A 22,395-nucleotide genomic window follows, 5' to 3' on the forward strand; every position below is an offset into this window, starting at 1 on the left:
GGCTCGTTTATGCTGGAGAACCTGAAGGAAGAAGTCTATGAAGCGAACCTGATGCTGCCGAGGCTCGGCATTGTCGCGTTCACATGGGGAAATGTCTCAGGACTGGATTGCGAGACGGGGCGCTTTGTCATCAAGCCTTCCGGCGTGCCCTATGAAAACATGCATCCGGAAGACATGGTTGTCGTCGATCTGGATGGAAACGTGGTGGAAGGCGAGCTGAACCCATCGAGCGATACGCTTACGCACATGGTGCTTTATCGCGCGTTTCCTGGGATTCGATCCGTCGTGCATACGCACTCCTCATGGGCTGTTTCCTTTGCGCAGGCGGGCGTGGAGATTGAACCGATGGGAACGACGCACGCAGATAACTTCTACGGAACAGTTCCCGTCACGCCGGCTCTGACCAAAGAGGAGATCGAAACCGCCTATGAAGAAAATACGGGGAGGGTCATCGTACGCACCTTCCGCGAGCGCGGGATTGACCCTATGGCGGTGCCGGGGGTGCTGGTCAAGCAGCATGGCCCGTTCACTTGGGGCACGACAACGCAAAAGGCAGTGGAGAATGCCAAGGTGCTCGACCTCGTTGCCGAGATGAATTACCATGCCATGATGCTTGCGCATGAAGACCTGCGCGTGCCGCAGCACCTTCTTGACAAGCATTATTTGCGCAAGCATGGCATAAATGCGTATTATGGGCAGCATCATTGAGACGACGGGAAAAGGGGAGAACGATCATGCTGAAAGTAAGGGATCATGAATTTTGGTTCGTTGCGGGCAGCCAGTTCCTTTATGGCGAGGAGCAGCTTGCGAATGTCGCGCGCGATGCACAGGATATTGCTGACAAGCTGAATGCGAATGGGAATCTGCCCTACCAGATTGTCTGCAAGGGCGTCATGACGACGGCAGACGGCATCACGCAGTTCATGAAGGATGTGAATTATCACGATGCGGTGGCGGGCGTCATCACATGGATGCATACCTTTTCCCCCGCAAAGAATTGGATTCGCGGGACGACGCTCCTGCAAAAGCCGCTTCTCCATCTCGCAACGCAGTACCGAAATGAGATCCCGTATGCGACGATCGATTTCGACTACATGAACCTGAACCAGAGCGCACATGGCGACCGTGAGTACGGTTATCTGAACGCGCGCCTCGGCCTTAATAACAAGGTGGTCTATGGCTGGTGGGGCGATGCGGATGTGCAGAAGGAAATCGCGGATTGGCAGGATGTCGCCGTCACCTATGACGAGAGCTTCCGCATTCGCGTCTGCCGTTTTGGCGATACGATGCGCGATGTTGCGGTCACGGAGGGCGACAAGGTCGAGGCGCAGATTCGCCTAGGGTGGACGGTCGACTATTGGCCGGTCGGCGAGCTTGCCGATGTCGTCGATGCGGTCGATGAAAAGGATATCGATGCGGCGTACAAGCAATTGGGCGAGAACTATTCGCTTGCGCCGCAGGACAATGCGCCACAGGCGTTTGAAGAATCGGTACGCTATCAGCTTCGTCTCTACCTTGGACTGAAGGCATTCCTTTCGGATAAGGGATACGAAGCGTTCTGCACGAATTTCCAGGATTTGAAAGGCTTGAAGCAGCTTCCCGGCCTCGCTGTGCAGCTTCTCATGCGCGATGGGTATGGGTTTGGCGCAGAGGGGGATTGGAAACATGCGGCGCTTTCCCGGCTGCTCAAGATCATGGCGCACAATGACCGCACGGTGTTTATGGAAGACTACACGCTGGATCTTCGAAAGGGCCATGAAGCGATCTTAGGCGCGCACATGCTGGAAGTCGATCCGACGATTGCGAGCGACAGGCCAAGGGTCGAGGTCCATCCGCTCGATATCGGCGGCAAGGACGATCCCGCGCGACTTGTCTTCACTGGCTCGGATGGGGAAGGGGTCAATGTGACGATAGCGGATTTCAGAAATGGGTTCCGCCTCATCAGTTACCCTGTCGTATGCCGCAAGGCAGAGGCAGAGACGCCGTATTTGCCTGTCGCCAAGCAGCTCTGGACACCGAAGGTCGGGCTGAAAAAGGGCTCGACTGCTTGGATCAAAGCAGGCGGGGGGCATCATACCGTGCTTTCTTTCCGCTTGACGGAGGAACAGATCCATGATCTTGCCGTCATGTTCGATATCGATCTCGTTGAAATCTGTTAATCGCTTTGGCTTCCATTTGAAATAAAGGGCGCTTCGTTGCTCGCTGTGTGCGATCCATGAGGCGCCTTTGTGCTTGCAGTATAAAATATATGTGACAGACGAATGAACCGTATGTTGCATTTGCAACGACAATTGGTGTTTATGAATGTTATAATGTCCGTATATGGAAGGATAAACGTAAGGAGAAGTCCATGCAGTTTTTTGATTTGGGCTTGCAGGAGCTGCCTTTTTTTGCAGATCTTCAGCCTGCTGAGGTAGAGGTATTCATCAAGAACACGGGCGCTGTCGTGAAGCGCTACAGCAAGGGATCGCGCGTGCTCAAGGCATACGAGCCGAACGCGCAGATCGGCATTCTCGCTGAGGGCGAGGCGCTCGTGCTCGCAGAGGATCGATTCGGCAATGAGTCCGTGAGCCACGAGCTCATGCGCGGCTCGATCTTTGGCGGCACGTCGGCTATCTTGCCGCGGTTTACGAATCATACGAGCGTGGAAGCCTTGACGGACGTCCTCGTGCTCTGGGTGCCGTACCGCTCGCTTCTCGTCTCAGGACCGAAGCTCGGCAAGATCCATGGGATTGTGATGAAGAACCTCTTGGAGGTGTTCTGCCTCAAGGGCGTCTACATGATGCAGAAGATCGAGCTGCTCTCGCAGAAGACACTGCGCGAGCGGCTCATCCTGTACCTCCTGCAGCGCGGGAAGCGGCAAGGGGAGGCGCATGTGCGGGTGCCGGGGCGCGTGCAGCTCGCAAAGGAGCTTGAGTGCAACCGAAGCGCATTGACGCGGGAAGTCAATCAGATGAAGGCGGAGGGCTTGCTCGAATGTGGGGCGGGCTGGATGCGGCTCCTCAAAAAGGACGTGGAATGAGGCGTGGGAGCATGGAAGAACGGCAAACGGATGCAGGCGCGTCCATTGTCTTTGCGAACGTGACGAAGCGGTTCGGCGCGCATACGGTAATCCATGGGCTGACGCGAACGGTGCGGGGAGGATGCATCACGGCGGTCACGGGCATAAATGGGAGCGGCAAGTCGACATTCCTAAAGCTCGCAGCGCATCTCATCATGCCGGAAGAAGGGGCGGTGCACGTGGCGATAGACGGCGAAGAAGTGCGCCGGGCTGCCCTGCGTGCGAAAATCGCGCTCGTGACCCCTGAGCTTCGCTTTTACGCGCGCCTGACCGCATGGGAAAACCTCGCATTTGTTCTCGGCGCACGCGGGAAAAAGCTCACGAAAGAAGGATATGAGGCGCTTCTCGGCCGCGTCGGGCTTGCGAGGGAAAAGACAGGGGGCATGCGCGTCGAGGGGTATTCGACAGGCATGCGCCAGCGATTGAAGCTCGCAGCCTTATTCGGCACGGATGCGCGCATTTGGCTGCTCGACGAGCCGGGCGCCAATCTCGACGAGGCGGGGCGGGAGATGGTGCGCGCGGAAGCGCGCGCAGCGGCAGGGCGCGGCACGCTCGTCCTTTGGGCGACGAATGATGCGGGAGAGGAGGCGGAAGCTGATGAAACCATCCGCTTGGCAGGGCATTTGCCTCGTCTTTCGTAAGGAACTAACGGCAGGTCTTCGCTTCCGCGCGGCATGGGCGGCGATGCTCATGTTTGCTCTGACGACGCTCGCCTGCGCGAGCATGGCGCTTCAGGGCGGCAGCCTTGAACCGCGCATGCAGGCGGCGCTCTTGTGGATCATCTTGTTCTTTGCCTCGATGGCAGGCGCGGATCGCGTCTTTGCCGATGAATCGACGGCGGGGACGCTGCTGACGCTTCGCGTCTATGGCGCATCGCAGGCCGTGCTGCTCGGAAAACTTTGCTACACATTTTTCCTGCTGCTCGTGCTCGCCGCGTTCACGGTGCCGCTCTTCCTCGTCTTTCTCGACGTGACGGTAAAGGAACCGCTCGTCCTTTTGGGCGCGGTCCTTCTTGGCACGGGCGGCATCGCAGCAGCCGGCACGCTCATCGCGGCGCTCACGACGGACGCGAGCACGCACAGCGGGCTGTTCTCCGTCCTCATGCTGCCCGTCATCCTGCCCGTCTTCCTGCCCGCCATTTCGCTGACGGCTTCGTCTTTCGGAGCAGACGGCGCAGGCAGTCCATATCTTGGCGCGATGGCGCTCTACGATGCGATTCTCGCCGTCGGCGCATCCGTGCTCTTCGATTCCCTTTGGTATGAGGATTGATTTTGGTTTTTGGTATGAGGTAATGTTTATGCGGGATTCATATTTATGGGGCCTGGCTGCGCTCCTCACGGCAGGCGTCATCTATGCGGTGTTCTTCATCGTGCCGGAAGCCATGGGGCTCGGACCGCTCGTGCGCATCGCATTTTTCCACATCCCCGTCGCGTGGGTTGCGGTCATCGCGTTTTTCGTCGCAGCCTTTTACGGGGCGCGCTACTTGCGCAGCCCGTCGCCGCGTGCGGACGCGCTGAGCGCATGTTCGGCGCGCTTGGGGCTCGTATTCACCGTCCTTGCGACGGCAAGCGGCTCGATTTTTTCCAAGCTCACATGGGGCGCGTACTGGAACTGGGATCCGCGGCAGACGACGATCTTCGTCCTCCTGCTCATCTACGGTGCGTATTTGACGCTTCGCTCCGCCATACAGGATGAAGCGCGTCGCGCAAGGGTTTCTGCCATTTATTCCCTGTTTTCCGTTCTGACTGTCCCATTTCTCGTCTTTATCATTCCGCGCCTTTATTTTTCGCTGCATCCGACGCCTGTCGTCAATGCGAGAGGCTCGGTCGATATGGACGCCGTCATGCTTTATACCCTGATTGCTGCTTTGATCGACGCGACGCTGATCTACATCACACTGCTGCGCCGCAGCGTACGGGCGCATAGGGAGGGATTTTGATGAATCGCATGTTGGTCCTCGCCGCGCTCGTGCTCGCCTTTGTCGGGTATGCTGGCTGGAGCTTTATGGACTCGGTGACGCCGTACGTCGGCATCCGGGAGGCAAAGGCAAGCGCGTCCTCGGTGCAGGTCAAGGGGCTGCTTGCAAAGGAGGCGCCTGCGCCGAAGATGGACGGGAACGATTTTGTATTCACGCTCCAGGATGAGGAAACGGGAGAGACGCTTCCCGTCCGCTACCACGGCATGAAACCCGACCAGTTCGACGAGGCACACCATATCGTCGCGATTGGCAAGGTAAAGGGCGGCGTCTTTGAGGCGGACAAATTGCTGATCAAATGCCCGTCGAAGTATGAATCGCAGAAATAAGGAGCATCTTTTATGTTTGGTACGATATCCCTCGGGGCTGCACTCTTTTTCGCGCTGCTCGCCGTACTCGCCTACGGCATGCGCGGCGAGTACGGGGCGCGGTACGGGCGCACGTTCGTCGCGCTCTCCTTTTTGACGACGCTTGCGGCAAGCGTGTTCCTCATGGCGGCGATTTTTCAGAATCGCTTCGACATCGGCTATGTCGCGAGCTATTCCTCGCGTGAGTTGTCCGCATTTTACAAGTTTTCCGCGTTTTGGGCAGGGCAGCAAGGCTCGTTCCTCCTGTGGCTTTTCATCCACGCCGCCGCGGGCATCGTGCTCGCCGCGCATGATCGCATGGGACGCTATGGGCTGGCCGTCTACATGGCGTTGCAGGCGCTGCTCGTCATTCTCGTTCTCGCGAAAAGCCCTTTCGTGCCTGCGGAATCCGTCGTGCAGGACGGCATGGGGCTGAATCCCCTTCTGCAAGACCCGTGGATGGCGTTTCACCCACCGGTCATCTTCATTGGCTACGCGCTTTTTGCCGTGCCGCTTTCGTATGCGGCAGGCTCGCTGCTTGCAGGCGATCCGCTGAAAACGTGGCTTGAGCCGGCACGCCGCTGGGGGCTTGTTGCATGGAGCTTCTTGGGCGCAGGCATCTTCATGGGCGGCTACTGGGCGTACAAGGTACTCGGATGGGGCGGCTACTGGGGCTGGGATCCCGTCGAGAACTCCTCGCTCGTGCCGTGGCTCCTCGCAGCGGCATTCCTCCATATCCTGCGCGTCGCGCGCGTGCGCGACGCAGCGGCTTCTGTCCTCCATCTCGCGATCCTCTTCACGTATGCACTCGTTATCTACGGGACGTTCCTCACGCGCAGCGGCATCCTGGGCGATTTCTCCGTCCATTCGTTTTCGGGAACGAGCATCGGCATGACGCTTGCCGTCGCCAACGCGCTCGTGCTCGTTGCAGGGCTCATCCTGCTCGCGGCAAAGGCGGACTCGCTGCCGAAAGGAGAAGTCTATCCTGCTCATTCGAGCCGCGAGTTCATCATGCTCCTAGGTGCGATGCTCCTCGTGTTCCTCGCGGCAATCGTCTTCATCGGCATGTCCATGCCGCTGCTCTCGCAGCTCGTCGGGAGTCCTTCCTCCGTTGACAGTGCGTTCTACGTGCGCACGACGATGCCGCTTGCGATTGCGCTCATGCTCGCGATGGCGGTTGCGAGCATGCGCCGCTATGGCGCGGACGCGAAGCTGCCGCACGCAGTGCTGCCATCCGTGTTCCTCGGCTTCGGCGTCTTTGCGCCGCTCGCCGTCGGCATTCGCGAGGTCATGCCCATCGTGCTCTCCGCTTTCTCGATGTTCGCCGTCGGGGCGGCTGTCGTGGGCTACCGTGCCAAGACCCTCGGGCTCGGCGCGCTGCTCTCGCACGGTGCTGTCGGCGTCTCCTTTGTCGCGATGGTGCTCGCAGGCACGGGCAGCCAGTCGGCATCGATGGAGCTCACGCCCAATGAGCCCGTAAACGCATTCGGCCATACGATTGCGTACAAAGGGCAGGAGTTCGCGCAGGACGGAACGGAAAAGCACTACGTCTACGAGGTGGACGGCACGGAGGCCAAGGCGCTCACGAAGCTGCACAAGAACGGCGAAGATGCGGCGCGCGAGCCGGCCATTGCAAAGACGTTCTTCGGCGATACCTACATCGCGCCGATACCGCCGAAGAAGGATAAGCAGATGGAAGTCACGCTCAAGGAGGGCAAGTTCGAGATGGACGACTTCTTCGCCTACCGCTACGAGGGCGTCGAGCTGGACTCGCAGGAGAACGGCAATACGATCGTGACGGCGGACATTGCCGTGACCGATGGCGAGACCGTCGAGCACGTGCAGCCGCAGATTTTTGCGACGGCGGACGGCGGGACGAGCACGCCGATTGACATCATGGGCGGCAAGAAGCGCATCCGCCTGACGGGCGTGTCGGGCGACCGCCGCATGGCGCGCTTGGAGCTTCTCCCGTCGCGTGAAGAAGAAAGCATGCAGCCCGTCACCGCCTCGGTGAGCACAAAGCCGTTCATCTGGGTGCTTTGGCTTGGCACGATCACCTTGACCGTGGGCACATTGGTTGCCATAAAGAAATAAGGGAAAGACTGCCGCAGATTCTGCGGCAGCTTTTTTTATGAGAATAAATACGAAAATGTCGCGCATTTTGAATTTTTATTATTTGTTTCTCATAAATGCTTTGTATAATGCTAACCGTACGGGAAGGATGGTGCCTATGGAATTCCAATGCTATGATGTGCTCGAAATCGAAGGGAGAAAATACGGCATTGCCGAAAAGATTTCATACCGCGAGAAGGATGGGGACGAGCGCTGGCAGGAGTATGGGCTAAAGCCCGAACAGAGCGGCGCGAAGTGGTATTTGACCATTTCCGATGATGGCGCGCGGTGCGTGCTTTCACAGATCACCTACCAAAAGACGCCGCCGCAGGGATTTCGCCTTTGCGGAAAAGGCGTGCAGAAGGTAATCCGCGTCAATGGGACGAGCGATGCGGCGCGCGGCGATTTTGCCGACTACGAAGAGTATGAAAGCGCCGATGGGAAATTCCTGTTTTTCATCGAACGTTGGCGAGAAGGTTCGATGACGTCTGAATCGAATCAAGCGGGCAAGGTGTTTTGCGCCTCTGGAAGAAGGATACGGGAGATCCGTCTGTGCAGCGATGCGGATGCACGTATCCTTTCGGCTCGCCTGCATGCGGATCGGCGCAGGGACGTTTGGCGGATAGCTAAGATATATTGGGCGTTCTTTTTCGTCAGCATCGGATTCATCGCGTGGTCAGAAGGCACGACGTGGCATGACGTGCGTAATGTATTGGGCTTTCCGTATACGATGGAAGAGCGGATGTCGGATTCTCCGTACTTTATCGAGGACAAAGAAGCCGCGCAGGATCAGATGCATCAGTTCACGACATGGCGCGATCCGGCAAGCGTCGCAATCGATTTCATCGAATCGGCGGGCGGCGATGTGCGGTATGCCGTGCAGGATACGGGAGCGTCCGATGCGCGTATCGCAATTTGCATGCAAAAAGGGGAAACCTGCCTCATTTACGAGGAAGGCGGCCAGACGCGCGTTCGTGTCGGGAAAAGCGGCGAGCTCATTGGCGAAGCGGAACGCGTGCAAAGTGCGCCGGCGCGCAGCTACGTGCTGGATCGCTATGCCCAGATGATTCGGCAAGGGGAGCGGAACGGCAGGGAATACGTGCTGCCAAACGATGCGCAGGGGAAAGCGCGCATCTGAAGCTGTAGAGGAAATGGAAAGACTGGGAGGAGTTATTGCCATGGAAAATTTGCCAAACCTTTTGCTCACCATATTTTACGCTTGCTTCGGCATCGTCTTGATGATTACGGCAAACACCGTCATAGATGTTTTGATTCCCGGCGGCTTCGGCGAGGAGATCCAAAAAGGGAACCGCGCCGTCGCATGGCTCTCAGCAGGCTCGTTTATCGGCATCGGCGAGATCCTGCGCGCCGTCATTCTCTCGCCGAATACAGAGGCGGTGGACACGTCTTTTTTCCACGGCGTCGTTGCGAGCCTTGCCTACGCGATCATCGGCATCATTTTCTTTGTGGCGGGATATTATTTCATCCGTTTTTGGCATCGGAAATACAATCTCACTGAAGAAATCATGAAGGGCAACACGGCGGCTGGCATCTTGGTATTCGGCATCTTCGTCGGCATCTCGCTCGTTGTCTCCGGTGCGGTACACTGAAGGGGATGCGCCATGTATAGACCGAGCAAAAGGACACGCTGCATCGCGGCAGGATTTGCTGCAGTCGCGGCGATTGGGACGTATGCCTATTGGGAAGACATTTCCTTTGCCGTCTGCGACTGGATTGCACCCGAATACAATGCGGGCGAGGCGCGGCTGAAGGACGACCAAGGCACGCGGTACACGCTGCTGAATCATGGGGACGGGACGGAAACGGCGCTCTACGACGATGACCGTTCCGTCACCTTCCGCCGCGAGGAAGACGGAAGCCTCGCATGGCAGGCAGGGCTTGCGAGCCTCATCCCGACGATCGCCGCAGGGTACTACGCCTTCCACGGGTTTTCCGCACCGGCAGCTCGCATGGATCTCGCTTCGATGACCTATCGCGTAAGCGAGCCGCTCGTGCCCTATGTGCCGCCCTACGTGGCAAAGGGGACGGGGGCACGAAATTTTTACTTTCACGGCAGCAGAGGCGGAAGCAGCACGCGAAGCTACGACGGCAAGAAGAGCAGCCGCGCGAATTTCGTCGGAAGGAAGTCGGGATTTGGCAGTGCGGGCGTGCGTTCCGGCGGATCGTAAGGGGGCTATGCAGTGAAACCAAAAACATCGTATATCGACGCACTCGACCCTTCGGTTTTTTCCTTCATTGACTATGAAGGGTACGAAGACCGTTACCCAACGCTTTCCATACAGGAATTTCCGTCTTCGTTTTACGAGGAGCTGCGCTTTGCTTCGCGTGAGCTCTTTCGGATTTTTGCCAAGGCGGCGACGGTCTTTCAAAAGGCGCCAGCGGATTTTGCGCGGGAGATGGATATGCCGGAAAATATCATTCCGTACCTTCATACGCCGAACCCGCTCTGCTCGCCGACTTGGCTTTCGCGGTTCGACTTCGTGCTCGACGCGGCAGGCAATCTGCGCATGGTCGAGCTCAACGCCGATACGCCGTGCTTCGTCATCGAGAGTTACTATGCAAACAGCGTCGCAGCGGATTTCACCCATCGCGGCGACCCAAACGCGGGGGCGATGGATCAGCTTCGCACGTTCCTCGCAAAAATGCACCGTACGCTGAGCCGTCCCGTCGTGAATCTCAGCGCGCAGGATTTCCTGCGCCGTCCCTTCGTCTTTTCGTGTTTTCATGACTATGTCGAAGACTGCGCGACGACGCAGTTCCTCATGCACGTGATGCAGGAGGCATGTCCCTACGCGGATATCCGATTCCTCTCATTCTACGACATGGAACTCGACAAGGACGGCATCGTGCTTGAAGACGGCGCACACGCCTCTGCGCTCTACCGCCTGCATCCGCTCGAGATCCTCATCGACGAGATGACGCCAGAAGGCGAGCCGCTCGGTGAAATCTTTCTCGATCTATACCGGGCTGGCAAGTTTTTTCTGTTCAACCCGCCTGAGGCGATCATCCTGCAAAACAAATCGTTCATGTCGCTCGTCTGGGCGCTCTACTTTGCGAAACAGTGTTTTTCCGCGCATGAGCGTGAGATCCTCGCACGCTACCTCGCCCCGTCGTACTTTGAGAGCGATTTTGATGCGCTGGACGACGGCGACTACATCCAAAAAGAAATTTGGGGCCGCGAGGGGCGAAACGTCTGTGTCCTGCAAAAGCGCGGCAACCATGCGGAGATGACGGAAGAAAAGCTCGTCGAAGGCTATGAGGACATCGTATGCCGCGAGAGCAAGCACCGTATGTACCAGGACTTCATCCAGCAGAAGCGCTTCACGCATACCGTGGACAGCGGCATGAAGGAAGGCTATCTGACCCTATCGTGCTTCATGCTTCTCGGCACCCCGTCCGCCGTCGGCTGCCGCTTCTCACCCGAAGCGATTGCGGGGACGGAGGCGTACTTTTTACCATTGGTTCTTTCTTGAATAACTTTACAATGAATTGATTTTATGCTATTGTTTAGTTGAAAATGACTAAATAATAGCATAAATTTTTATATTTATGTAAAAAAGGAAAGAAGGGGAAATATGAAACTTGCGGTTATTGGCTCGAATATGACGGATTTGACCTCCTATGTCAATCGGATGCCTAGGCCAGGAGAAACACTGGAATCGACTGGCTTTACGGTTGGTCGTGGAGGAAAGGGGGCGAATCAGGCAATCGCCGCTGCACGATGTGGCGCGGAGATCCTGATGCTTTCCTGTGTGGGAGGCGATGTCTTTGGCGAGGCGACGATCGCAAATTTCAAGGCAAATGGCATAGACGTGTCACATTTGAAGCGGATCCAAGCCTTGCAGAGCGGGACAGCAACGATTGTTGTTGATACGAATGGACAGAATTGTATCGTAATTCATAAAGGAGCAAACAATGCGCTCTTGCCGGAAGATGTAGATGCGGCAGAAGAAGCACTGAAGACGTGCAGCATGATCCTTTTGCAGCTCGAAATCCCACTGGATACCGTACGCCGCGCCGTCGAGGTCGGGCACCGAAATGGCGTTCCCGTTTTGCTGAACCCTGCTCCTGCGAAAGCGGAGCTCGATATGGAAACAGTATGTGCTTGCGACTTTTTCGTGCCAAATGAAACAGAGCTTTCCCTTCTTTCGGGAAGGAAAACGGATACGCGGCAGGAGATCGAAGCGGCGGCAATGGAGCTCATCCGGCGCGGTTTGTCTCATGTCATTGTGACCATGGGAGCGAGAGGAGCTCTTTGGATGACGCAGGAAGGCGCGAAGTACGTCGAGGCGCATATGGTCAAGGCGGTGGATACGACTGGTGCAGGTGATGCTTTTATCGGATGCTTTGCGGCGCATTATGTGAGAGGGGGAAATGTTCTGGACGCAATGCGGGCGGGGTGCGATTTCGCGGCGCTGAGCGTGATGCGAAGAGGCGCACAGGCATCGTATCCGACGCAGGAAGAAGTGGAAGCGTTTCTTGCCGAACACGTCTAGGGGAGTATCCGTGCGTCCTTAAAAAAATGGAGCTCAACAGGAGGTCGATTTAATGCTAAAGGGAATACCTGCATGCATCAATCCGGATTTGCTCAAAGCACTGGCGGAAATGGGACATGGCGATCAGATCGTGCTGGCAGATGATTTTTTTCCTGCTACATCCATGGCGCAAAGTGGCGTCACGATCCACGCAGATGGGATCGGCGCGGCGGAGATGCTCGATGCTATTCTGCGAATTATGCCGCTTGATACAGAGTTTGCGGAACATCCCGTGTTGATTATGGATATGGCAAACAGGCAGGGACAGCCGCGTCCGACAGTATGGGACGACTTTGCTCGTGCTGTGTCGCACCATGTGAAAAAAGGAGAGTCGTGCATTGGATTCATTGACCGATTTGCCTTTTATGAACAGGCAAAAAAGGCATTCGCCATCGTTTCGACAGGGGAGCGTCATCCCTATGGATGCGTGATTCTGCAAAAGGGAGTAAATTGAAGTCGGATATTGTTTCCAATTTGTTCGATTACTTTCGAATAGTTGACTAAATATCTTGACAAGTTTAGTAACTTAACTTAATATATACATATGAAGTTAAGTACATCCTCTTATCCAGAGAAAGGAGGATAGATCAGCTTAGGTATGGAAAGAACGCTCGAAAAGTAGTTTTTGACTAGTTGGTTAAGAAACGTTCAGATCATGATGGGAGGAGATTCTTGTGAAGCGGATCGGTTTGATTCTATTGTGCATGGTGTCCGTCCTTGCCTTGGTGGCGGGCTGCGGCGGGCAGAAGTCGGGAGATAGCGGAGGGGGCAAGGCCGTAAAGAAGATTGCAGTTGTTCGCAATCTTCAGTCGGGCGATCACACGCAGCAGTTCTTAGATGGATGTGTTTCGGAAGGGAAGAAATTTGGCTATCAAGTCGATACGTTTGTGACGGACGGCATCGATTCAAAATGCCAAGAAACGGTCGCCCAGTGCATATCGAAGGGCTATGATGGCATCATTGTTTCGCACGGGCAGCTCTCGTATTCTTACGACATGCTCATGCCGGCCGTCGAAAAGGGGATGAAGGTTGTCACATTTGACACGCTTCCCATGAAGGGAGGCGACCCGAATGGCGATCTTCTGCCAGGCGTGACTTCGACGGCGCAGGACGACAAGGCGCTTGCGGAGCTTTCGCTCGGTCAGATGATGAAGGAATTTGAGGCGAAGGGCGGTGTCTATCCGGTCAAGGTTCTAAAGACATTCATGGGACCTGGCGTGCCGCCATTGGATCGCCGCAATCAGGTCTATATGAAGCTGGAGCAGGAAGGCAGGATCAAGACGGTCTATACGATTTCGCCGTCGGATCCATCTAATGCGCGCGGCGATGAGACGACGAAGGCGGCCGCTATTCTGCCGACCATTGCGGCGGGGGATGTCGATGCGATTTGGGGCTCTTACGACGAGCTTGCAAAGGGCGTCCTCCAAGCACTCAACGACGCGCACCGCACGGATATTCCAATGTACACGATCGATATTTCAAACGATGATATTCAGCTCATGGTCACGAACAGGGACGTATGGAAGTCCACTGCAGCAGTTGATCCGAAGCTGATTGGCATTGTGGATATGCGCCTCATGGCAATGAAGCTCAACGGGATCGATACGCCGGACTACTATAACCTGAAGGCGAACAGCATTCTGACGACGCAGCTTTCTGAGGGTACGAAGATGACGGATTTGTCTGGCATCATTCCGGACTGGGGCAATGCAGAGGATCCGGAGACTTCCTTTTACACGGATCAGGTTCGTGCACTTTATGTAAATCCGTAAATCAAGGTGCAAGGCAGGAAACGGGACGCTTTGCGCGTCCCGTTTTCTTTGGGAGGTGATTGGATGGAACGAATCAAGCTGGAAATGAAGAAGATCGAGATTGAGTTTCCGGGCGTCAAGGCATTAAAGGGCGTGGACTTTGAGACCGTGGGAGGACAGGTTCATGCCCTTGTGGGTGCAAATGGAGCCGGCAAATCAACGCTCATGAAGGTGCTTGCAGGAGATAATACGCATTATGCGGGGCAGATTGTCATCGATGGGAAGAACGTTGAAATCCGTTCCCCAAAGGATGCGAAGCATCTTGGCATCGAGATTGTCTACCAGGAGGTCGATACAGCCCTTATCCCCTATCTGTCCGTAGCCGAAAACGTCATGTTCAACCGCATGGTCAATGACATGAAAGGGAGATTTCTCGTTGATTGGCGCAAGATGCGGCTCGAGTCGCAGGAGGTGCTCAAAAAGCTTCGTGTCGAGTTGGATCCGGATGCGATTGTTGGAGATCTGACGCTTGCCCAAAAGCAGATGGTGCTCATTGCTCGCTGCATGGCGGGCGAATGCCGGATGCTTATACTGGACGAGCCCACAGCGCCGCTCTCCAATGCGGAGACGGAGGACTTGTTTCGCGTCGTGCGGGGGCTTTCAGCCGACGGGGTCGCTGTGGTATTCATTTCACATCGGTTAAACGAGCTGTATGAGATTTGCGATACGATTACGATTATGCGAGATGGACGGAATGTTGTTCGTATGCCATTGACGAAGGAGCTGCCGCAGAATAAAATCGTCGCGTATATGTTGGGCAGGAGCTTCGATGAGGCATACGCCAAGCATGAGATAACGCTTGGCGACAAGATCTTGGAAGTAAACGGTCTGACGACAAAGGATAAGAGCGTGCAGGACATCGATTTTTACGTGCGTGCGGGGGAGATTGTCGGAATCGCGGGACTTGTCGGTGCAGGAAAGACGGAGCTGTGCAAGGCACTGTTTGGAGCGATCCCGCATGAAACGGGCAGTATGCGGCTTCGCGGCAAGGAAGTGCGGTTCGATTCCCCCCTTCATGCCGTGCAAGGCGGACTTGCACTCGTTCCAGAAGAGCGACGCAAGGAGGGCATCCTAATCACCGAGCCTGTCCGCGAGAACATCACGATAGCGGCGTTGTCCAAGTACTGTGGGTTTCTTTCTGTTGTGAAGCGTTGGAAGGAGCGTGTGGATTCGCTTTCCATGATCAAGGAGCTTGGGATCAAGACACCTTCTGAAGAGCAGTCGGTCGCATTGCTCTCTGGTGGCAACCAACAGAAAGTCGTGCTCGCGAAGTGGCTCAATTCCGATGCGGAAATCTATCTCTACGATGAGCCGACGAAGGGAATTGATGTCGGCGCAAAACGCGATATGTACGAGCTGATCGAGCGGCTTGCGGAACAGGGAAAGGGCACCATCTATGCGACATGCGAGTTTTCTGAGCTTTTGAGCATCTGTGATCGGATTTACATCATGTACGATGGGCGTATGGTCAAGGAACTGAGTGCGGCGGAGGCGGACGAGCGGACGCTGCTGTACTATTCGACGGGAGGCGGAGATTCAAATGGACGAGGCGAAGAAAACCGTAGGACAGGCTGATGCGGGAAATGACGAGCGTAGGGGGAAAATCATGCGCTTTGTCAAAAAGTGGGGAACACTTCTCGTCACGGTCGTGACATTTGTGTTCTTCTCGATCGTAAACTGGGATGACAGTACGAACTCAAGCCTGTTTCTGACGACGGACAACGTCATCACGATCCTGCGCTCCATTTCCATCATGGCGATTATTGCGATAGGGCTTACCTATTCGCTCGCGGTAAACGGCATGGATCTCGCGGTCGGCGCGACAGCGAACCTGGCAGATACGTTCGTTATGACGATGTTTGTATGGTACAGCATGTCCATTGGTGCGTCCATCGCGCTCACGATCTTGGCCTGCCTGACGGTCGCAGTGGTGAACTCGATTCTCATTGTGAGGTTGAAGATCCCGGATATGATCGCAACGCTTGCGGTCATGTTTATGTATCAAGGTGTGGCACTTACCTACTCGAACGGCGGCGCAATCACGGAGCGCATGGTTCGTCCCGACGGCATTCATGCGGAAGGGCTTGTGCCGGCGGCGTTCAAGACGCTCGGCATTGAGCCAAACCTCGTCATTCTGATGCTTGTCGTCGTGGCATTTGCGTTTTTCTTTCTGAACTATACGAAGTATGGGCGTTATATGTACGCGATAGGCGGGAATCCAGAGGCGGCGAAGCTGTCCGGCATTCCGGTTAACCGCTATAAGATATTGGCGTACCTAATGTCGGCCGCGTTTTCGGCCATTGGCGGCATTTGTATTGCGGCGCGCGTGGGAACGGCGCAGGTCAGCGCAGGCGACGCCTTCTTGATGCCGGCGGTTGCGGCGGCATTCATCGGGTTTTCAGTTGGCGGAGCGGGAAAGCCGAATGCGTTTGGCACGCTCATCGGCGCGGTGCTCGTTGGCATTCTCGAAAATGGGCTTATCATGATGGCGGTGCCATACTATGCGATGAACATCATCAAGGGCTTGGTTCTTGCCCTCGCCCTTGCGATGACCTATTCCATCGCAAAAAAATAGGAAAGGGAGATTTGTTATGAGGGAGTATGAGACATATTTTTTGATGAAGGCGGAGGATGTGCCGGGGTATGTCAGGAAAAAGCTGCCGGATTTTTTCCCCGCAGGCGCAGTTCTTTCCGCGAAGGAGATTGGTGATGGCAATCTAAATTATGTCTTTCGCGTGAAGGATGAGGGGTCAGGGAAATCCATCATCATCAAGCAGGCTGGAGAAGAGACGCGTATTTCAAAGGAAATGCGCCTGTCGACGGATCGGGGCAGGATTGAGGCAAAAATCCTGTCGATTCAGTCCGATCTTGCGCCAGGCCTCGTTCCGACAGTCTATTCCTACGACGAGGTCATGTGCGCTATTTTGATGGAGGATATGGTTGGACACAGCATGATGCGTACGGGACTCCTGCGCCATGAGACCTATCCTCGTTTCGCGGAGGATATATCTACTTTTATGGCGCGTTCCCTGCTCCTTTCAACAGATGTCGTGCTGGATCACAAGAAAAAAAAAGAGCTGGTCCGAAGCTTTATCAATCCAGATCTTTGTGAGATTACGGAAGATTTGGTTTACACGGAGCCATACAATGACCAGAAAAAGCGAAACAACGTCTATCCGCCAAATGCTGCATTTGTCAGGAAGGAGTTGTATGAAGATGAAGCACTTCATTTGGAGGTCGCTAAATTAAAATTTTCTTTCATGAACGATGCGCAGGCGCTCATTCACGGAGATTTGCATAGCGGTTCGGTATTTATTAATCCAGAGCACACCTTCGTGTTCGATCCCGAGTTCGCATTCTATGGGCCGATGGGCTATGATGTGGGGAATATCCTTGCCAATCTTTTCTTTGCACGATGCAACGGATTTGCGACGATTGAGAAGGAAGGGGAGAAGGAGGTGTTCTGCAACTGGACGCTGTCGACCATGGTTTCCATTGTGGATCAGTTCACGGCAAAATTCAAGGCGCTTTGGAAGGAAAGGGCGCGTGAGCCGATGGCGAAAGTGAAGGGATTTTTGGACTATTATATGGGGCGTGTCCTTGCTGACACGGCCGGTGTCATGGGACTGGAACTTATCCGTCGGACTGTCGGCATGGCAAATGTGAAGGATTTGACGGCCATTGCGGACGAAGCGAAGCGGACACGGGCGGAACGCACGTGTATTCTTCTCGCGAAGGACTGCATCCTGCATCGTGAATCGTTCCGAAAGGGCGCGGACTATGAGGCGGCGATCCATCGCGTGGAGGAAAAGGTGCAGAAGAAAGAACTGGAGGAAGCTTGAGAGGAGGAGAAAAATGGGGAAGAGCATTCTCGACTATGAAACCTTGGAGCTGTCCGAGAGTGAGAGGGCACTCGTCATCATTGATCAGACGAAGCTGCCGGGAAAAACAGAGATCTTGCATTTGAAGACGCAAAAGGAGATTTGGACAGCAATTCATGAGCTTCAGGTGCGCGGCGCGCCCGCCATCGGCGATGCGGCGGCAATCGGTGCCTACCTTGCAGCGCTCGAAATCAACACGGAGGACGGGACAGAGTTCCAAAAGAGGTTCTTTGAGGCCACGGCGTATCTCGACTCGTCGCGCCCTACGGCGGTGAACCTTTCATGGGCGCTGCGGCGCATGGAGGGCGTGGCACACGAGGCACTTGCGCGCGGCACATCTGTCCGAGAGGTTGTGGAACTCCTGCGGTGCGAGGCGCTTCGCATCAAGGCGGAGGACATTCACATCTGTGAGAGGATCGGTGCCTACGGGCTGGAACTGGTGAAGCCAGGCGATGGACTTCTTACACACTGCAATGCAGGCCAGCTTGCGACTGCAAAGTATGGCACGGCAACTGCTCCGATGTACTTAGGGCATGAACGTGGCTACAGGTTCAAGGTGTTTGCCGATGAGACGCGCCCTCTTTTGCAGGGGGCGCGCCTGACGGCCTATGAGCTTTGCTCGGCGGGGATTGACGTGACGCTGATCTGTGACAATATGGCATCCTCTGTTATGAAAAATGGCTGGGTGCAGGCCGTCTTTGTCGGGTGTGACCGCGTGGCAGGCAATGGCGATGCGGCAAACAAGATCGGTACATCGGGGGTGGCTATATTGGCCAAGTACTACAGCATCCCCTTTTATGTCTGCGCGCCGACTTCCACGATTGATTTTGATATGCCAACGGGGGCGGACATTCCCATCGAGGAGCGGGCGGCAGAGGAAATTACGGAAATGTGGTATAAGGAACGTATGGCACCGAAAGGGGTCAAAACGTACAATCCAGCATTTGACGTAACGGATCATACGCTGGTCACGGGATTTGTAACAGAATATGGGGTCGCGCGCCCTCCCTACGAAACGTCATTGAAAGAAATCCGCAAAAAGATGCGGGAAAGCGCATAGGAAATCAGGATGAATTTTCCATTTTCTTGATTCTTGCTACAGCTTTCGCTACAATAAGCACGGGACACACGACGAATTGTCCCGCCAAGTGGTTTCAGAAGTGTCCTGAGCAGGAAAGGGAATATGGCTAGAAGAAGCGGAAAAAAACGTATGACGCTGGAAGATGTTGCGCGGCTTGCGGGCGTGTCGAAGACGACCGTCTCGCTTGTGCTGAATGATAAAGATGGCGTGGGCGCGGAAAAAAGGGAAGAGATTCTGCGCATTGTGGAAGAAACGGGCTATCAATGGAAGGCACGAGGGAAAAGACAAGGGCAGCGAAACACGGTGCGATTTGTCAAGTACAAAGAGCAAGGCTTTATGGTGGAGCAGAATGGGGACTTCATTTCCCGCATTACGGATGGGATGGAACAAATGGCGCATCGAAATGACATGATCTTATCCATCACGAATGTGAGCGCGGATGATTTGGAGGAGATGATTCCGAAAATCAATGAGGAAGAGGATTTCGGTATCGTGTTCCTTGCGACGGAGTTTCCTCCGAATCGAGCGGAGGTGCTGAGCAAGTTCCATGCACCGCTTGTCATACTCGACAATGAAATGAGGTGGCAAAACTACAATGTGGTCGTCATGGACAATGCCTATGCGATTTATATGGCAGTAAAGCATCTCTATGAGATGGGGCATCGCAGGATAGGGCATATCACGACGCAATGCCCGGTCAGCAATATGGAGGCGCGGACACATGCATTTGGCGATGTCATGCAGTCCTTGGGACTGACTTGGGAATCGCGCTATGCCTATACGACAGCAGATGACATTGATTCCTATTGCGATTCCCTGCTGGAGCAGCTTGATCCGAATGACCTTCCCACGGCGCTTGTCGCAGATAACGACACGATTGCAATCAATGCGCTCCTTGCGCTGGATAAGCTCGGAAAGCGGGTGCCGGAGGATGTTTCCGTGATGGGAATTGATGATCTGACCATCAGTGCCATCACGAGACCAGAGCTGACGACGGTTCGCTTGGAGAAAACACGGATGGGACGCTTGGCGATTGAGCGTGTGCTGTCGATAGCGGAAGGGGACAGCGCGCCAATGAAGATTTTTACAGGAGCGAAGCTGATACGGCGAAAGTCCGTGGCGAGAATCTTGCCCGAATCGGATAGGCAGTGGAAAGGAGGCGGAACATGCTAGAGGAGTTGAAAGATCGAGTTTTGCTCGTTGCACAGAAAGCGCAACGAGAGGGGCTGTGCAAGCATAAGTCTGGGAATTTTTCGATGCGTGATGAAAAGACAGGCTATCTTGTCATCACGCCGACGGGCGCAGATCGTGAGCGATTGTCCGTCGATGACATGGTCGTCATGAACATGGATGCGATGGTTGTGGAGAATAAAACATGCCTTCGTCCGACAAGCGAGGCACTTGTCCACATCAGAGCTTACGCGCTTCGTCCGGAATTGCGTGCGGTTGCGCACACGCATTCCATGTATGCAACCACATTCGCCGTACTGGCAAAGCCGATTCCTGCCATCATTTACGAGCTGTCGCATCTGAATTGCAAAAAGGCGCGGATTCCTGTCGCGCGGTATGGACGCCCGGGAACCCCTGCACTTGCAGACTCCATCGTGGAGCCGCTGCAGGAGGCAGATGTCCTGCTCATGCAGGGACACGGGGCGATGGCCGTTGACGCAAGCTCGATTGAGGAGGCATACCTGAAGGCAGCCTATATCGAGGAACTGGCAGAGATGTATCACCATGCCCTGACGGCAGGCAATGGGATCGAGCCGCCGGTGTTTTCTGCAGAAGAATTGCAGAAATGGGAATATCCAAAAGAAATCCAATTTTCACATCAAAAGTAGAGGCTTGTAGAGGCTTAATGATGGAAATGAGGTAGTTGCCATGAAAAAGATAATCAACCGACCAGAAGATTATGCGCTCGATATGCTGAAGGGGATTTATGTTGCGCATGGGAAGGAGGTAAAGGCAGCAAATGGAGATCTGCGCGCATATTGCACGGCGAGGAAACATGAGGGAAAGGTTGCGATCATTACGGGAGGTGGCTCAGGGCATTTGCCCCTCTTTCTTGGCTATGTAGGCGAGGGGCTGCTTGATGCCTGCGCCGTGGGCGATGTGTTCCAGTCGCCTTCCGCCAAGACGATATATAGCGCGACGCAGGAAGTAGAGGCTGGCGCGGGCGTGCTCTATCTTTACGGAAACTATACGGGCGATATCATGAATTTTGACATGGTGGCGGAGATGTGCGAGGACGACGATATTCCCGTACATTCCATCGTGGGAGCAGATGATGTCGCCTCCAATACCGATCCAGGCAAGCGGCGCGGTGTGGCAGGGATTTTCTTCCTGTACAAATGCGCTGGTGCAAAAGCAGCAGCGGGCGGCACGCTCGATGAGGTTCTAGCGGCGGCACAGGCAGCAAAGGATGCCACCCGGACGATTGGCTTTTCGCTCACGCCGTGCATCCTGCCCGAGGTCGGACATCCGAATTTCACATTGGACGATAATGAAATGTCGATGGGCATGGGCATTCACGGCGAGCCAGGCGTATGGAATGGTCCGTTGAAGACGGCGGACGAGATTGCCGCAGAGTGCATGGAGAAGTTGCTGGCAGATATGCCGGTACCCGCAGGGGATGAGGTTGCGGTGCTCATCAATGGGCTCGGCGCGACATCGCAAGAGGAACTCTATATCCTGTACGGCTCGGTTGCAAATATTCTAAAAGAGAAAGGGATCAAAGTCTATCGAAGCTTCATCGGGGAATATGCGACCTCCATGGAAATGATGGGGGCATCCATATCCATCTGCAAGATGGTCAATGATGCCATGAGGCATCAGATCGATTATCCATGCCATACGCCGTTTTATTGCCAGAAGCAGGACGAGGTCATGACAGGAGGTGTTACGGATGGCGGATGTGATGGGACGAGAGGAAATTCCTGCGCTCTTTGAGGCGGTTGCGGAAATTTTCGAGGAAAAGAAAGAGGAGCTCTGCGCAATGGATGCCAATATGGGAGATGGCGACCTTGGTCTTACGATGTGTCGTGGATATGGTGCTTTGCCAAATCTCTTGCGGCAGTATTTGGAAACGGAGGATATCGGAAAGATGCTGCGTAAGGCGGGGATGGACATGGCCTTTGTCGTTCCTTCGACGATGGGAACGCTTATGGCATCAGGGCTCATGGCGGCGGGCAAAGCGCTGAAGGGAAAGGCGGAGCTAGGAAGTGCGGAGCTCTGTGCCTATCTCACGGTATTTGCCCAAGGCATAGCCGAACGTGGGAAATGCGAACGCGGGGATCGAACGATACTCGATGCGCTTGGCGTTGCGGCGGAGCGGGCAGAAGAAACGTGTGCGGCAGATCCCGATACGGGCCTAGCGGAGATTATGGAAGCGGCGATTGCAGGGGCTCGAGATGGCGTGGAGGCGACCAAGGCAATGCTTCCTAAGTTCGGCAAGGCAGTGGTATTTTCAGCAAAAGCCAAAGGAATTCCCGATCAGGGCGCAGTCGCAGGGCTCTATTTGTTGGAAGGAATGAACCGATACATTTCAGCGCGGACGTAGAAAACAAAAGACTGG

The 22,395-nt window shown here is 55.1% G+C and carries 23 protein-coding genes; all 23 read left to right on the forward strand.

Annotated elements, in window-relative coordinates; translation table 11 throughout:
• Nucleotides 1–9: 9 nt before the first annotated feature.
• The 23 genes from HMPREF1985_RS00205 to HMPREF1985_RS00315 all read left to right on the forward strand — a co-directional run bounded on the left by HMPREF1985_RS00205 (nt 10) and on the right by HMPREF1985_RS00315 (nt 22,380).
• Nucleotides 10–708 carry an L-ribulose-5-phosphate 4-epimerase gene (locus tag HMPREF1985_RS00205; RefSeq protein WP_021770383.1) on the forward strand — a complete coding sequence of 233 codons (699 nt, stop codon included), beginning with the start codon at nt 10–12 and terminating at the stop codon, nt 706–708.
• A gap of 26 nt (nt 709–734) precedes the next feature.
• Nucleotides 735–2,159 carry an L-arabinose isomerase gene (gene araA / locus HMPREF1985_RS00210; protein ID WP_021770384.1) on the forward strand — a complete coding sequence of 475 codons (1,425 nt, stop codon included), beginning with the start codon at nt 735–737 and terminating at the stop codon, nt 2,157–2,159.
• A gap of 191 nt (nt 2,160–2,350) precedes the next feature.
• On the forward strand, nt 2,351–3,022 hold the full coding sequence (locus tag HMPREF1985_RS00215; protein WP_021770385.1) for a Crp/Fnr family transcriptional regulator: 672 nt from the start codon (nt 2,351–2,353) through the stop codon (nt 3,020–3,022).
• Nucleotides 3,023–3,033: 11 nt separating this feature from the next.
• Nucleotides 3,034–3,702 (forward strand): ABC transporter ATP-binding protein, encoded by a 669-nt coding sequence (locus HMPREF1985_RS00220; protein ID WP_040636544.1) that lies wholly within the window; start codon nt 3,034–3,036, stop codon nt 3,700–3,702.
• Complete coding sequence (locus tag HMPREF1985_RS00225) at nt 3,659–4,330, forward strand: heme exporter protein CcmB (protein ID WP_040636546.1); 672 nt, start codon at nt 3,659–3,661, stop codon at nt 4,328–4,330. Before HMPREF1985_RS00220 ends, HMPREF1985_RS00225 begins: the two co-directional genes overlap by 44 nt.
• Nucleotides 4,331–4,358: 28 nt before the next feature.
• Nucleotides 4,359–5,000, forward strand: coding sequence for a cytochrome c biogenesis protein (locus HMPREF1985_RS00230; protein ID WP_040636548.1), 642 nt, complete (start codon nt 4,359–4,361; stop codon nt 4,998–5,000).
• Nucleotides 5,000–5,365, forward strand: a complete 366-nt coding sequence (locus tag HMPREF1985_RS00235) for a cytochrome c maturation protein CcmE domain-containing protein (RefSeq protein ID WP_021770389.1) — start codon at nt 5,000–5,002, stop codon at nt 5,363–5,365. The genes HMPREF1985_RS00230 and HMPREF1985_RS00235 overlap by 1 nt, the downstream gene beginning before the upstream one ends.
• A gap of 12 nt (nt 5,366–5,377) precedes the next feature.
• Nucleotides 5,378–7,477 carry a cytochrome c biogenesis protein CcsA gene (gene ccsA, locus HMPREF1985_RS00240; RefSeq protein ID WP_021770390.1) on the forward strand — a complete coding sequence of 700 codons (2,100 nt, stop codon included), beginning with the start codon at nt 5,378–5,380 and terminating at the stop codon, nt 7,475–7,477.
• A 136-nt stretch (nt 7,478–7,613) separates the two neighbouring features.
• Entirely contained in the window at nt 7,614–8,633 is a 1,020-nt protein-coding gene (locus HMPREF1985_RS00245; RefSeq protein WP_040636550.1) for a DUF4178 domain-containing protein, read from the forward strand.
• 40 nt (nt 8,634–8,673) lie between these two features.
• Entirely contained in the window at nt 8,674–9,105 is a 432-nt protein-coding gene (locus HMPREF1985_RS00250; protein WP_040636552.1) for a DUF350 domain-containing protein, read from the forward strand.
• A 12-nt stretch (nt 9,106–9,117) separates the two neighbouring features.
• Nucleotides 9,118–9,684 carry a hypothetical protein gene (locus HMPREF1985_RS00255; RefSeq protein WP_021770393.1) on the forward strand — a complete coding sequence of 189 codons (567 nt, stop codon included), beginning with the start codon at nt 9,118–9,120 and terminating at the stop codon, nt 9,682–9,684.
• A gap of 12 nt (nt 9,685–9,696) precedes the next feature.
• Nucleotides 9,697–10,989, forward strand: coding sequence for a glutathionylspermidine synthase family protein (locus HMPREF1985_RS00260; RefSeq protein ID WP_021770394.1), 1,293 nt, complete (start codon nt 9,697–9,699; stop codon nt 10,987–10,989).
• A 102-nt stretch (nt 10,990–11,091) separates the two neighbouring features.
• On the forward strand, nt 11,092–12,012 hold the full coding sequence (gene rbsK / locus HMPREF1985_RS00265; protein WP_021770395.1) for a ribokinase: 921 nt from the start codon (nt 11,092–11,094) through the stop codon (nt 12,010–12,012).
• Between the two features lie 52 nt (nt 12,013–12,064).
• On the forward strand, nt 12,065–12,505 hold the full coding sequence (locus HMPREF1985_RS00270) for an RbsD/FucU family protein (RefSeq protein ID WP_021770396.1): 441 nt from the start codon (nt 12,065–12,067) through the stop codon (nt 12,503–12,505).
• 220 nt (nt 12,506–12,725) lie between these two features.
• Nucleotides 12,726–13,823, forward strand: a complete 1,098-nt coding sequence (locus tag HMPREF1985_RS00275) for a sugar ABC transporter substrate-binding protein (RefSeq protein WP_040636554.1) — start codon at nt 12,726–12,728, stop codon at nt 13,821–13,823.
• A gap of 63 nt (nt 13,824–13,886) precedes the next feature.
• Nucleotides 13,887–15,437 (forward strand): sugar ABC transporter ATP-binding protein, encoded by a 1,551-nt coding sequence (locus HMPREF1985_RS00280; protein WP_021770398.1) that lies wholly within the window; start codon nt 13,887–13,889, stop codon nt 15,435–15,437.
• 31 nt (nt 15,438–15,468) lie between these two features.
• A complete protein-coding gene (locus tag HMPREF1985_RS00285; protein ID WP_051349020.1) occupies nt 15,469–16,437 on the forward strand; it encodes an ABC transporter permease in 969 nt (322 codons plus the stop codon).
• Nucleotides 16,438–16,453: 16 nt separating this feature from the next.
• Nucleotides 16,454–17,704 carry an S-methyl-5-thioribose kinase gene (mtnK, locus tag HMPREF1985_RS00290; RefSeq protein ID WP_021770400.1) on the forward strand — a complete coding sequence of 417 codons (1,251 nt, stop codon included), beginning with the start codon at nt 16,454–16,456 and terminating at the stop codon, nt 17,702–17,704.
• Between the two features lie 13 nt (nt 17,705–17,717).
• A complete protein-coding gene (gene mtnA / locus HMPREF1985_RS00295) occupies nt 17,718–18,803 on the forward strand; it encodes an S-methyl-5-thioribose-1-phosphate isomerase (protein WP_021770401.1) in 1,086 nt (361 codons plus the stop codon).
• 150 nt (nt 18,804–18,953) lie between these two features.
• Nucleotides 18,954–19,997, forward strand: a complete 1,044-nt coding sequence (locus HMPREF1985_RS00300) for a LacI family DNA-binding transcriptional regulator (protein ID WP_021770402.1) — start codon at nt 18,954–18,956, stop codon at nt 19,995–19,997.
• On the forward strand, nt 19,991–20,662 hold the full coding sequence (locus HMPREF1985_RS00305; protein ID WP_021770403.1) for a class II aldolase/adducin family protein: 672 nt from the start codon (nt 19,991–19,993) through the stop codon (nt 20,660–20,662). The genes HMPREF1985_RS00300 and HMPREF1985_RS00305 overlap by 7 nt, the downstream gene beginning before the upstream one ends.
• Nucleotides 20,663–20,702: 40 nt before the next feature.
• Nucleotides 20,703–21,770, forward strand: a complete 1,068-nt coding sequence (locus tag HMPREF1985_RS00310; protein ID WP_021770404.1) for a dihydroxyacetone kinase subunit DhaK — start codon at nt 20,703–20,705, stop codon at nt 21,768–21,770.
• Nucleotides 21,727–22,380 (forward strand): dihydroxyacetone kinase family protein, encoded by a 654-nt coding sequence (locus HMPREF1985_RS00315; RefSeq protein WP_040636556.1) that lies wholly within the window; start codon nt 21,727–21,729, stop codon nt 22,378–22,380. Before HMPREF1985_RS00310 ends, HMPREF1985_RS00315 begins: the two co-directional genes overlap by 44 nt.
• Nucleotides 22,381–22,395: the final 15 nt, after the last annotated feature.

Origin of the sequence: Mitsuokella sp. oral taxon 131 str. W9106 (genome assembly GCF_000469545.1) — a bacterium.
In the GTDB taxonomy this organism is placed as follows: Bacteria; Bacillota; Negativicutes; order Selenomonadales; family Selenomonadaceae; genus AWVT01.